At 51.6% G+C, this 12,218-nt stretch carries 12 protein-coding genes; all 12 read left to right on the top strand.

Annotated elements, in window-relative coordinates; all coding sequences use genetic code 11:
- Nucleotides 1-12 precede the first annotated feature (12 nt).
- The 12 genes from rsmI (at nucleotide 13) to ACQY6Y_RS01220 (ending at nucleotide 12,147) form a co-directional block, all read left to right on the top strand.
- Nucleotides 13-888 carry a 16S rRNA (cytidine(1402)-2'-O)-methyltransferase gene (gene rsmI, locus ACQY6Y_RS01275; RefSeq protein WP_428378494.1) on the top strand — a complete coding sequence of 292 codons (876 nt, stop codon included), beginning with the start codon at nucleotides 13-15 and terminating at the stop codon, nucleotides 886-888.
- A gap of 100 nt (nucleotides 889-988) precedes the next feature.
- A complete protein-coding gene (gene metG / locus ACQY6Y_RS01270; RefSeq protein ID WP_428378493.1) occupies nucleotides 989-2,599 on the top strand; it encodes a methionine--tRNA ligase in 1,611 nt (536 codons plus the stop codon).
- Between the two features lie 4 nt (nucleotides 2,600-2,603).
- Complete coding sequence (gene rsmA / locus ACQY6Y_RS01265; RefSeq protein WP_428378492.1) at nucleotides 2,604-3,464, top strand: 16S rRNA (adenine(1518)-N(6)/adenine(1519)-N(6))-dimethyltransferase RsmA; 861 nt, start codon at nucleotides 2,604-2,606, stop codon at nucleotides 3,462-3,464.
- Nucleotides 3,465-4,511 carry a TatD family hydrolase gene (locus tag ACQY6Y_RS01260; protein WP_428378491.1) on the top strand — a complete coding sequence of 349 codons (1,047 nt, stop codon included), beginning with the start codon at nucleotides 3,465-3,467 and terminating at the stop codon, nucleotides 4,509-4,511.
- 9 nt (nucleotides 4,512-4,520) lie between these two features.
- Nucleotides 4,521-5,675, top strand: coding sequence for a CPBP family intramembrane glutamic endopeptidase (locus ACQY6Y_RS01255; RefSeq protein WP_428378490.1), 1,155 nt, complete (start codon nucleotides 4,521-4,523; stop codon nucleotides 5,673-5,675).
- A 53-nt stretch (nucleotides 5,676-5,728) separates the two neighbouring features.
- Complete coding sequence (locus ACQY6Y_RS01250; RefSeq protein ID WP_428378489.1) at nucleotides 5,729-6,454, top strand: ComF family protein; 726 nt, start codon at nucleotides 5,729-5,731, stop codon at nucleotides 6,452-6,454.
- 367 nt (nucleotides 6,455-6,821) lie between these two features.
- Nucleotides 6,822-7,829, top strand: coding sequence for a substrate-binding periplasmic protein (locus tag ACQY6Y_RS01245; RefSeq protein WP_428378488.1), 1,008 nt, complete (start codon nucleotides 6,822-6,824; stop codon nucleotides 7,827-7,829).
- A 163-nt stretch (nucleotides 7,830-7,992) separates the two neighbouring features.
- A complete protein-coding gene (hpf, locus tag ACQY6Y_RS01240; RefSeq protein WP_428378487.1) occupies nucleotides 7,993-8,577 on the top strand; it encodes a ribosome hibernation-promoting factor, HPF/YfiA family in 585 nt (194 codons plus the stop codon).
- A 118-nt stretch (nucleotides 8,578-8,695) separates the two neighbouring features.
- The gene (locus ACQY6Y_RS01235; RefSeq protein WP_428379933.1) at nucleotides 8,696-9,643 is read left to right on the top strand and encodes a DegV family protein; all 948 of its coding nucleotides are present in this window, start codon (nucleotides 8,696-8,698) and stop codon (nucleotides 9,641-9,643) included.
- 33 nt (nucleotides 9,644-9,676) lie between these two features.
- Nucleotides 9,677-10,768, top strand: coding sequence for an NAD(P)-dependent oxidoreductase (locus tag ACQY6Y_RS01230; protein WP_428378486.1), 1,092 nt, complete (start codon nucleotides 9,677-9,679; stop codon nucleotides 10,766-10,768).
- Nucleotides 10,765-11,541 carry an NYN domain-containing protein gene (locus ACQY6Y_RS01225; RefSeq protein ID WP_428378485.1) on the top strand — a complete coding sequence of 259 codons (777 nt, stop codon included), beginning with the start codon at nucleotides 10,765-10,767 and terminating at the stop codon, nucleotides 11,539-11,541. The genes ACQY6Y_RS01230 and ACQY6Y_RS01225 overlap by 4 nt, the downstream gene beginning before the upstream one ends.
- Before the next feature lie 21 nt (nucleotides 11,542-11,562).
- Nucleotides 11,563-12,147, top strand: coding sequence for a hypothetical protein (locus tag ACQY6Y_RS01220; RefSeq protein ID WP_428378484.1), 585 nt, complete (start codon nucleotides 11,563-11,565; stop codon nucleotides 12,145-12,147).
- Nucleotides 12,148-12,218: the final 71 nt, after the last annotated feature.

Here is a 12,218-nt window from a genome sequence, read left to right as displayed (position 1 = left end):
GGGTGTACGTCTGTGCAGAGTCAGGGATTACTTTCAATGGTGGGTACGCCTATAGGTAATCTTTCGGACATTTCTACTCGCGTGGCAGAGACGCTCGCAGCATCTGACGTTATTCTCTGCGAGGATACGCGTGTTACCGGGCGCCTCTTAGCACACCTTGAGATTCATACAACGCTCGTTCGCTGTGATGAAAACGTTATTGCTTCTCGTGTAAACGAAGTTCTTGAGCGGCTTGAAAGAGGCGAGCATATCTCATTCGTCTCGGATGCTGGTATGCCAGGTGTTTCCGATCCGGGACAGCGCTTGGTAGATGCGGCGCTCGACGCAGGGCTTCGTGTCGAGGTGATTCCTGGGCCAAGTGCAGTTACCTGCGCACTTGTTGCCTCTGGACTCGCTATGGAACATTTTTACTTCGAAGGTTTCTTGCCGCGGCGAGAAAAAGAGCAATGCCAACGCCTTACTGAGCTCGCATTTATTCCAGGCGCATTGGTGATATATGAATCGCCTCGACGTGTAGCAGCAACGCTTTCGAATATTGCGGCTGTTATGCCCGAACGCCGTGTTGCGCTTGTACGCGAACTCACAAAGCTGCATGAGGAAGTGGTGCGTGATGTAGCTCCTTCGTTGGCACAGACCATTGCAGCGCGTGGAGAGGTGCGCGGTGAGTGCGTTATTGTTATCGCTGCTCCCACAGAGGATGAGAGCAAAAACCGTGTACGAGCGTTTTTAGCAGAACAAGGTCAGGTTGCTCCAACACTGGAGGAAGCGATAGCTCAAGGCCTTGCAGCAGGGGAGTCTAAAACAGCACTTGCTAAGCGGCTGGCTAAGACTTTTTCTATGCCACGCGGGGAAGTTTACGATCGAATTGTTTCCGTTTCGGCAGGCTAGTTTGTCTGGGTCATAAAAGAGGCCCTTGCTGCGGTACAATGGCCCCTGCGACTGTGTTTGTGCGTCGCAGAGCAAGATTCGTACCTCAGAGGAGCTTCCTATGGCAGATAAGCCGTCGTATTTCATTACTACGCCCATTTACTATGTCAATGCTGCGCCTCATCTCGGCACAGCGTACTGCACTATTCTCGCTGATGTGCAGGCACGTTTCCGCCGTGCCGCTGGCTACGATGTGAAGTTCCTCACGGGCATGGATGAGCATGGCGAGAAGGTCGCGGAGGCAGCAGCCACCCATGACATGACTCCGCAGGAATGGTGTGACTCCCAGGCACCGCTTTTCACCAATCTATGGGATACCCTCGAGATTTCGAATGATGACTTTATTCGCACTACAGAGGCACGTCAGCATCATGCCGTTCAGTATCTTTGGGAGCGTATGCGTGAGTCTGGTTACCTCTACAAGGGCTCCTATGATGGTTGGTATTGTGTTCCTGAGGAGACCTACTTTACCGAGACACAGGTAGAGAAGGCAGATGAAGAGCGTGGCACCAAGGGTGAGCATCTCTGCCCCGACTGTGGTCGTCCGCTTGAGCGTGTGCAGGAAGAATCCTGGTTCTTTAAGCTCTCTGCCTTCCAAGATCGTTTGCTCAAGCTCTATGAAGAGCATCCTGAGTTTGTGCAGCCCACTTTCCGTATGAACGAGGTGCGTAGCTTTGTTTCGGGTGGCCTGCAGGATTTGTCGGTCAGCCGTACAACGTTTGACTGGGGTATTCCAGTTCCTTTTGATGATGGACACGTCACCTACGTGTGGTTTGATGCCCTGCTCAACTATATGACTGCGGTGGGCTATAGCTGTGATGACGAAGCTTCTCGTAAAGAGTTTGCTTATCGTTGGCCTGCACAGTGCCATGTGGTGGGTAAAGACATCATCCGCTTCCACTGTGTTATCTGGCCTGCCATGCTTATGGCCATTCAAGAAGCTCTTCCCGAGAGCGTGTTTGTCCACGGCTTCCTTACCGTGCGTAATGCTGAGACGGGCAAGGCTGAGAAGATGAGCAAATCGCGTGGCAATGCCATTGCGCCCCAGGATGTTATCGATCTTCTGGGTGTTGAAGGCTATCGCTATTACTTCATGATCGACGTTACGCATGGCGAAGACTCAGCAATTTCTTTTGAGCGCATGGAGCAGGTTTACAATGCCGATCTGGCCAACAGCTGGGGCAATCTCGTCAGTCGCTCTCTCAATATGAGCGCTAAATACTTTGATGGCAAGACGCCGGTTTTGCCAGAGGATTGGGCAGAGAAGGACGGCGTGCTCAAGCGCGTTGCTGAGGGTATGTATGCTCGCTACGCCGAGCGCATGGAGGCCTTTGACTATGCAGGCGCTAAAGATGTGGTAATGGAACTTATCCATGCCGCTAACCACTACATTGAGGATTCTGCACCTTGGGCGGTGGCAAAAGATCCCGAGCGTGCTGGCGAACTTGTAGAAATTATCTCAAGTCTGCTTGAGTCGATTCGTATTTCTGCACACCTGCTTGCTCCCTTTATGCCGACCACCTCTGCTGAGGTTTTGCGTCGCATGTCACTGGAGCAGGAAGTGGATACAGAAGATCTTGCTGCCCAATGTGTGTGGGGTGGTCTCGCATCGGGTGTTGCGGTAACAAAAGGCGAGGCTCTGTTCCCGCGCTTGGCAACTGAGAAGCGCTAACGATATGACAGGTTCTCCTCTGGCAAACCCTAGTGCCACACGCGCAACCCTTGAGGCATATGGACTTGCCACCAAGCATCGTTTGGGTCAAAACTTCTTGATCTCCAATGCGGTTATCGAGAAGATCATGGATCTTGCTGCGCTTTCTCATGATGAGCACGTTATAGAAGTGGGGCCTGGGATAGGTACACTCACCTTGGCCCTTCTTGCCGATGCAGGCAGGGTTACCTCTATAGAGATGGATCAAACGCTGGAGCCTGTTCTGTCCTCAATTGCTGCGGCACACCCATCGTTTACCTACATTATGGGCGATGCTCTGCGCATAGATGTGACGGCTTTGGCCGATGCACCTGAGGCGTTTGTTTCCAATTTGCCGTATAACGTGGCAGCAACCCTTATCTTGGCGTATATGCAAACCATTCCATCGCTTAAGCGCTGTGTGGTGATGGTTCAGTCTGAAGTTGCCGATCGTATCTGTGCACGTCCTGGCACAAAAACCTACGGTGCCTATACGGCCAAGCTGGCACTATATGGCAAGGTAACAGGGCGTTTTGCGGTGGGAGCACATAATTTTATGCCTCCTCCTCACGTGGAATCTGCGGTGGTGCGTATAGAGCGTGCGCCACTGGCGCCTTCTCTTACGCCTGAGGAGCTGCAAGCTTGTGCACGTGTAATAGATGCGGCGTTTGCGCAGCGTCGCAAGACCATTCGTAACTCAATGATGTCATCGGGGTTTGCTGCCGAGGCTCTAGACGAGGCTTTTTCAAAGCTTGCGTTTGATCCTCGACGTCGAGCCGAGACATGCTCTCCTGAGGAGTTTGTTGAGCTTACGCAGGTACTGAAAGACTGTGGGGGAGTGTCTTAAGTGTCGCGCAGCAAGGCTTCATATGAATTTACACCCACTCTGGATATGCCTGTTGCACCAGACAATGCTCTCTTTCATAACAAGAAAGGTGAGATTGTTCCTGTGCCAGTTGCGCTTGCGCCTCTGGCAGATACGCATGGGCATCTCACTTCTTCTCACGGTATGGATGCAGCGTGTGCCATTTGTCGCGCGGCACTCACGGGCGTTCGTCTGCTTGTTGTGCCTATAGATCCGGTGGATGATTTGTCGCGCGGTCGCTGGGCAACAGCTCAAGAGGTGCTTTCGTGGCTTGATGGTGTGATTGATACAGCGGCTAACCTGTTAGATGCGTGTGCTCAGAGAGGACTTGAACCTCCTGTTTTTGCTGGCTGGCCTGACGTGCCCAATCTTCTCGATTCCATCTATATTGTGGCGGGTGCTCACCCGTATGGCGCCGCCGATCTCGATAGGAATGCCCTGCGCGAGCTTGAGGTTTTACTCAAGAGCCCGCGCTGCGTTGGGGTGGGAGAGATTGGCATCGACTTTGGGCCGTATAACAGTTTGGATGCTGACGTACAGCGCAAGGCTTTTGAGCAGCAGCTGCATATTGCCTGTGAGCACAATCTCCCGGTAGAGCTGCATGTGCGCAATGCAAAAGAAGATGATAAACGCGCTGCTCACGCTCTCGTTGCTGAGGTACTTGAAGCGCAGGGTATGCCGCAGGCTGGATGCGATTTGCATTGCTTTACCGAGAACCCCTCAATCGTGAATACATTTTCTCAGCTGGGTTGTCATATGGCATTTGGTGGGGCTGCTACGTTTGCTTCTTCCGATGAGATTCGTGATGCTGTGGCAGCTTGTCCTCAGGAGTTGCTGCTGAGTGAGACGGATAGTCCCTATATGGCGCCGGTGCCTCTTCGAGGACAAACGTGCGAGCCAGCCATGGTTGCATGTAATACTGCGTGCATTGCCCAGGTGCGCTCTGAACGTTTAGGTGAAACAAAACAGGATACATATACGTCAGTGTGGAAAAACGCCTGTTCATTTTTTGGTATCGGGCGTAGCTAGGAGGTGCCCATGGACTCAGAAACCGTAGAGCAGGTTTTGCCCTCAAGCCCAGAAAAACCTCACATCAAACCCTATCGTAAACATTGCTTGCCGTTGGGATTTCTTGCTTTTATCGGTAGTTATCTTGTGCAATTCCCCGTTGCTTTTGTTATCGCGCTCGTCTCGGTGTTGGCGCTGGGATCTACAGATGCGCTTGGCTTAGACTGGCTTACTCTCCTGGTGGAGTTCTTCCTTGTGGTCTATACCGTTATAGTGCTGTTTCTCTTGGGAGGCTCAAAGCCATTTAAGTGTCGTGTTGCAGAGTTTCTCAATGGTCTCAAAGGATCGCTGTACTTTGTTATCCTTGCGCTTCTGCTGGTGGTCTATACCCTTGTGGGGAATTTAGCATCAGATGTAGCCCCCACTGCAGACTGGCCAATAGTGCTGATAAAGGTGTTCTTTCTCTGCATTATGGTTGGCATTTATGAGGAAGGTATCTTCCGTGGCGTGCTGCTCGGCTGCTTGCTTCCTCGTATGGGCAAAAACAAAGCAGGTGTCTTCGGGGCTGTTTTTATCGCCAGTGCAATATTTGGTATTGCCCATGTCTCGTTTAGCGAAGCGCTTTCGCCTATGGTTTTGTCTCAGCTTGTGCTCAAGTTTCTTCAATCCGGCATGCTTGGTATTTTCTTCTGTGGCTTAGCGGTTTCTACGGGCAATATTTGGCCAGGAGTTTTTGCCCATGCTTTTTGGGACTTTGCTCTTATGGGCTCAAGCGGTGTTTTTGAAGATCCATTTGAAATTTCATATGTGGATACAAGTTCTACTGGTTGGGCGCTTGTTGCCTTTTATGTGGTAATGATCGTTATACAAATCCCTACGGTGATAACCGCAATAATGCGCATAGCAAAATCGGCTCCTACCTGTGGTTGGCTTGCCTCTGAGCAAATGCCAGAGGCTGGAGTGCATGAGACTTATGGAGCAGTTTCAACGGGCGGTGTTTCCCAGGTTGATGTTGTACAGAACGGCTCGTCTCAGACGACACAATTCGATTCACAAGTTGTGCCTCAATCGGTGCCGAATACCTCTGACTTAGTCTCAACACAAGAAGCAGAACCGGGGTCTGCCGCTTGGTATGCAAGGCGTTCTCCGGATGCACCACCACCGCCCAAAGGATGGCAAGGCTAGTTTCTTGATATACTGACAGACGACCCCTCTGCGCTCAGGCGTGGAGGGGTCGTATGGGTTTTACATCTCAGATAAAAGAAGTGCTTTGGCCAACGCTGTGTGCGGGATGTGAGCTGCCGGGAGAAGTGTTATGTGCACACTGCCGAGCACAGCTGCCATGGATTTCTCAACTCAGCGCTTGTCCTGTCTGTGGAGCACCGCATGGAGCGCTTGTATGTACCGCGTGTGATAGTTCGTGGGATGAGTTAAAAGGCATCGTGTGTGCTACCTCATATGAAGGTCTTACCCGTTCGGTAATACATGCATTTAAAGATGAAGGAGAACAACGTCTCGCTGCGGTGCTTGCAAGTGCAATGGCAACTGCATGGGATGAAGCTTGTATAGTCGCAGCACTTCCTGCTCCTGCTCGTGCAGCCGCACACACCTGTTTACCTTCGCCGGATGCCATCTGTTTTGTTCCTGCTACTGAGCGTGCCTATGCGCGTCGAGGCTTTGACCATATGGAGCTTGTGGCGACATTGCTATCCCATATGCTGGAGGTGCCCCTGGCAGATGTTTTGCTGCGGTCAAAGGGGAAAGATCAACGCCATTTGGGAGCAGAAGATCGAGCTCAAAACCTCAAACATGCCGTTTCAGTGGTAGGAAATGTGTTAGGCATGAACCTTCTTCTGGTTGATGATGTGGTTACAACAGGAGCGAGTATGCATGCGTGTGCCCACGCACTGCTTGCAGCTGGAGCTGCCTCAGTAACAGGCTGTGGTTTTGCTCGGGTGTGGTAGTTCGGAGGATATGAGGATACGGAACAATGCTGGTATAATAACCACGTCTTTCACCAGGTCTGTGGTTGCGGATGGTAAACGTGCTGTCCAAGTCCATGGCAGACGAGGCCAAAGGGATCCACGTAAGTTCGGACGTGCGCGCCCGAGCGATCATGGCTCGTCCTAGAAGTAAGACGCACCGTCCGTACGACTTAAGAGGCATGGGGCCTCGCGGACGAGAGAGTTAGTAGTGCGTGGCATTGCGGTGTCGCAAGCGAAAGTTCCAGTGCGCGAGTGTGGGGTCAAAGACCAGGTCAGCTGGTAGAAAGATAGGTAGATTTAAGGCGGGGCACCAAAGGGTACCCCTTATGGGATGGGACGTCTCTTTATGGGTTGTTTTAGACGCGTTCGACAGACCCTTGTTGTATTGGCAACCTCGGTTGCTTGTGTGCTTGCCTTAACAGGCTGTGGCCCGTTTGCTTCTTCTCCCGGTGTTGAAGAGGCTTCACGCGAGGCTGCTGAGAGTCTAACGCCTGTCGTTTCTGGCGATGCGCTTGTGCAAGAGGGAACGCTCACAGTAGGTGTGGATACTAGCACTGTTAATGCTCCATACTTTATTTTGGGTGATGATTCTACGCTCTCTGGCATGGATGTTGATCTTGCCAGCGCGCTGGCACAGCAACTTGGCTTGCAGGTTCGCTTTGTGTCGATTGACGATCCTGAAACTGCCTTGGGCACTACCTGCGATGTGATATTTGAAGCTGAAGATGGCGATATTGCCGACGCTACGGTTGTAGGCTCCTCTTCTCAGAGTTCCGTGGCACTTTTCCATCGTGGTGAAGCCGGAACCGTAACCCTTGATGACGTGAACGGTAAAACAGTTGGTGTCCAAGAGGGCTCTGTTTCGCAGGGCGTTTTGGAGAACTCCAACCTTTCCGTAACCGCACGTACCTATTCCAATCTTAACGAGGCATTTAACGCTCTTGAGGCGGGAACACTCGACTACGTACTGTGCGATGCTTACTCAGGGGCATATCTGGCTGTTTCCTATGGGGACATAACCTTTGCAGGCAATTTGGACGTGCCGGTCACCCGTGGTGTTGCTGTTTTACAGAGCAATACCGAGCTGGCACAAGCTGTGTCCAGCGCTATGCAAACCATGTCAGAAAGTGGTATTACCAGCCTTGCACGTGTTCGGTGGGTAGGCACGCTGCCTGATCTCACATCCGATACCGTTGTCTCTGGTGTGGTTATAAGTGAAAACAACCATGCCAGCATCAACGAAAGCACAACTGGTGAAGGTGATATGTCAACAGATTCTGGTGAGACCTTCGAGAACGATTCCACGCCAATGGATGGTTCGACGGCTGGCTCTAACGCCGCTACGCTTGAGTAGCGGTACTCGGACCGTTCGGACGGCGTTATGAGCATCGCCCCGAAGAGTCGTGCATCCTACGGATTCATCCATACTTGCAGGCGAAAGATTGGGTATCAGTCTCATAAGATTTAAGCATCCCTTTCCAAGGGAAGCATCTTCAGGTAAGCGTAAGGGGGCATCTATGGTTGATATTAAGGTCTCTGGTCGCAAGGTTACCGTGAGCGACGCCCTGAAGGATCGTGTGGATGAGAAGATCGGCGATGCACTTAAGGTCTTTGATATCCAGCCTATGACGTGTGACGTCGTTTTACGTGTGGACAAAAACCCTTCCAATTCCGAACGCAAGTCGGTTGAGGTAACCGTTTTTATCCGCGATCGCGTAGTGCGTGTGGTTACTTCCGGCACCGATATGTATGCGCTTATTGATGAAGCAGCAGATAAGGTTACGCGTCAGCTCCGCAAGTTCAAGACACGGGTGGTCGATCGTCGCCAGCGTCGTTCTGCTCAGCGTGTTGAAGAAGCATCTTCTGCAGATTTGGCTAGCCTGATCGAGCCTTCTGAGGATGAAGACGATGAGCTTGTTCGTGAGAAGTACATCGATCTCACGCCTATGACAGAGGAAGAAGCGCTTGTTCAGATTGATCTTATCGGGCATGACTTCTATGTCTTCATGAATGCTACAACAGGACTTACGAATGTTGTCTATCGCCGTAAGAATGGTGGATACGGCATTATTAAGCCCAAGATTGAGGAACCCGATGAGTAAGGCAAAAAAGATAGAATCCACGGATGCATCCGTGACGGGGGCTGCTTCGGCGGCCCCCGCCTGTGGTCTAGGTGCAAGTGACGCCCCGTCCCAGGAAGAGCAGTCGCATACGTGCGAGATGCTCGCAAATAAAACCTGCACGCTCATTTTTGATTCATGTGCCGATTTTGCTCCCTCGGTAGCTGAGCGCCTCGGTATTGAGGTGATTCATTTCCCCTATGTGGTGGATGGGAAAGAATACCTTGACGATCTTTGGCAGAGTCAAACACCTCATGAGTTTTACGAGAAAATGCGCAAAGGTGCGCAGGTGAGCACTTCTGCAGTGAGTCCTGGCCGTTATTACGAAGTTTTCTCAAAAGCTTATGAGCGTGGGATTCCGGCAATTTATTTTGGCCTGACAGCTGGCCTTTCGTCTTCCATCTCATGTGCTGAACAAGCGGCTGAAATGGTGCGCTCGGAGCATCCCGATTTTGAGCTCTATGTTATGGATAATCTTTTGCCTTCGGCAACTGCTGAACTTTTTGCTATCGAGGCAGTTCGTCAACTGAACAATGGGTTGTCTGCAGCAGAGCTCTACGAATGGGCAAAGGATGCCCGCTATTTTATTCAGGGATACTTCACGCTTGATAACTTCGATGCACTTGCGGCGGGTGGGCGCATTCCGCCAGCAGCGGCTCAGATTGGCGGCAAGCTCGATGTAAAGCCGGAGCTCTCTTATGATCTGAACGGCTCACTTACACTGCGCGGTGTTTGTCGCGGTCGTCGCAAGGCACTCAAAGCAATACTTGCTGAGTTCCGTGAGAACTATTCACATGACACATCGCTTCCCGTAGCAATTGTCACTGCCGATGCTGAAAAAGATGGCGATTGGCTTGAGGCTGCCGCGAGAAAAGAGCCGGGTTGCGAAGACCTCGTTGTTATCCGCAGTTCAATTTCTCCTGTTATTGGGAGCCATACAGGCCCAGGTATGGTTGGCTTTGGTTTTTGGGCAAAAGATCGACGTGAGAAGATGTCAATCACCGACAGAATTGCACGTAAAGTTCGCGGTTCTGGAAAAGAGAAATAATTATCTACGTATTTTTGGAAAGGAATTTTCTTTATGGCAAAGATCCAAAAGGTTGCCTTTATTGGAACAGGCATTATGGGAGCACCCATTGCTGGTCATATTCTTGATGCAGGCTATGAGCTTGTAGTGCATAACCGCACCAAGGAGAAGGCACAGCCTCTGGTAGATCGTGGTGCTACTTATGCAGAAACGCCCGCTGAGGCAGCCGCTGAGGCCGATGTTATCTTTACCATGCTGGGCTATCCATCCGATGTTGAGGATGTATATCTTGCTGGCGGCGGCATCATTGAAGCTGCTCCGCGTGGCGCATGGCTCATCGATCTCACAACGTCATCTCCGTCACTCGCTCGCGATATTCATGATGCAGCTGAGGTGCTCGATAAGCATGCCTTCGACTGTCCTGTTACAGGTGGCGAGGCCGGTGCTCAGGCAGGTACCCTGACGCTTATCTGCGGCATTACCGAAAAAGATGCTGCTCCTGTAGCTGAGCTCTTATCGACGTTCTCTTCGCGTATCTTCTATTTTGATGCGCCCGGTGCTGGTCAGACGGCCAAGCTCTGCAACCAGGTTTCACTCGCTTCCTGCATGGTGGGCATGGCTGATGCAGTTGCTCTGGCTGAGCAGGGCGGCATTGATGTTGATCGTATGCTTGAGATGGTTGGCTCGGGCATGGGCTCTTCTCGTGCCATTACCGACCTTGCACCCAAGGCAGTTGCAAAGGATTGGCGCCCAGGCTTTTTAAATGAGCATATGCGCAAGGACCTTACCCTTGCATTGACGCAGGCAGAGGACCTTGAGATAACACTTCCTGGCACGGATACTGCCTACACGCTTTATGATCTTCTCTGCGAGATTGGCGGCTCGCGTCTCGGTACTCAGGCTATTGCTCTTCTGTATGCCGAAGAGGGCGATGCTGTTGCAGCAGGACTCGATTGGCATGCGCTTGATGAAGATGAGGAAGAAGAGCACGAGTGCTGTCATCATCACGATCATGAGCATGGTGAGGGATGCTGCCATGGGCATGGTCATGATCACGGCCATGGCGAGGGTGGTTGCTGTCATGGACATGGCCACGGCCACGGTGAGGACGGCTGCTGCCATCACCATGATGAGGCTCGCTCATGAGTGAAGCTACGCAAGGCTCCATGGCGGTTCTTATCGACTATGAAAACCTTGCTCTTGGTACGGGCAGGCGCAAGCGTAATGGTCATCAAGAGCCTGGTCCAGCACCCGATGTGAAACGTATTCTTGAGCGCCTGGTGGATAAGGGACGCATTGTATCTAAGCGGGCCTACTGCGATTGGCAGCGTTTTGACAGTGCGCTTACCCCTCTGCATGAGCTGGGGGTTGAACTTATCGAAATTCCCGATCGCGCCTATACGGGCAAGAATTCTGCTGATATTCGCCTTGCAGTGGATGCTATGGAGATGTGTTTCACCAAAGAGCACATTGACACCTTTGCCATTTTGTCGGGAGACTCCGATTTTTCGCCGCTCGTTTCTAAGCTCAAGGAATTCGGCAAGATGGTAATTGGTGTGGGTATGCGCGAATCTACCAGCACCCTTCTTGCAGAGAATTGCGACGAGTTTATCTTCTACGAAGATATCGTTACTCCTGGTGGAATTCCTGATTATTCGACAAAGGTGCCGCGCGAAAAGCACGAATGCTATCAGCTCCTCTTCGAGACAATCGAAACGGTGCTTGGAGAGAGCGGATCGTATGTACAGGCTTCGCTTCTTAAAAATATGATGCGTCGTAAGCGCCCACAGTTCTCTGAGCGCTCTTATGGATACCGCAACTTTACGGCACTTCTCAATGAAGCAAGTTCCTATGGTTTTATCAAAATTCATCGCGACCAAAAGAGCGGAACGTTTGTTGTGGACGGGTTCTGCGAATAGGCTAGAAGGAAAGGTTGGCACATGGCTGGTGGCTTAAGCAAAGTAAAGGTAGAAGCACTCGTAGAGGCTCTTTCTGGCCCTCGTAGGCGTGCGAGGCAGGAGGCAGCTCACGAGCTTGCCATCATTGCCCGTGAAGACCATTCGGTGGTTGAACCGTATGCAACAGAGCTTGTGGATGCGCTGTATCGTCCAGAGGCACAGACTCGTTGGGAAGTGCTCGACACGTTAACGGAACTTGTTGAAGTGGCGCCTGGCAAGGTTGCCCCTGCAGCTGAAGAGGCTGAGGCGTCACTCTTTGATGAGGATTCATCAACGGTTCGTCTTGCAGCATTCAGATTTTTAGCCAAGCTTGGCGCTCGTTCGCCCGAGCGTTCTGAAGAGGTATGGCCGTTGCTCGATGAGGCTATTCAGTGCTATCACGGCGATCCCGAGTACCGTGATATGCTCCAGAGCCTTTATGAGTTTGCAAGTGGCAATATCTCTGACTCGGTGAGCAAGGCGGTGGCGGATCGAGTTTCGTTTGATGCAAAGTCGAGTCGTGGATACATTCAAACAAGGTCGAACGACATTATCGAAGCCATCAAGGCTAAAAATTCTGTGAAGTAAATTTTAAGTTTGCTGAAAGAACCATGTCTCTTCTATGGACAAGCTGGGTAGAGTCCTGTGGATGGTACTCT

Origin of the sequence: Olsenella sp. Marseille-QA0557, from assembly GCF_965119725.1 — a bacterium.
Taxonomy (GTDB): domain Bacteria; phylum Actinomycetota; class Coriobacteriia; order Coriobacteriales; family Atopobiaceae; genus Coprovicinus; species Coprovicinus avistercoris.
The sequence above is the reverse complement of the archived record's forward strand: the minus strand, read 5'-3'. Positions and strand labels throughout refer to the sequence as shown.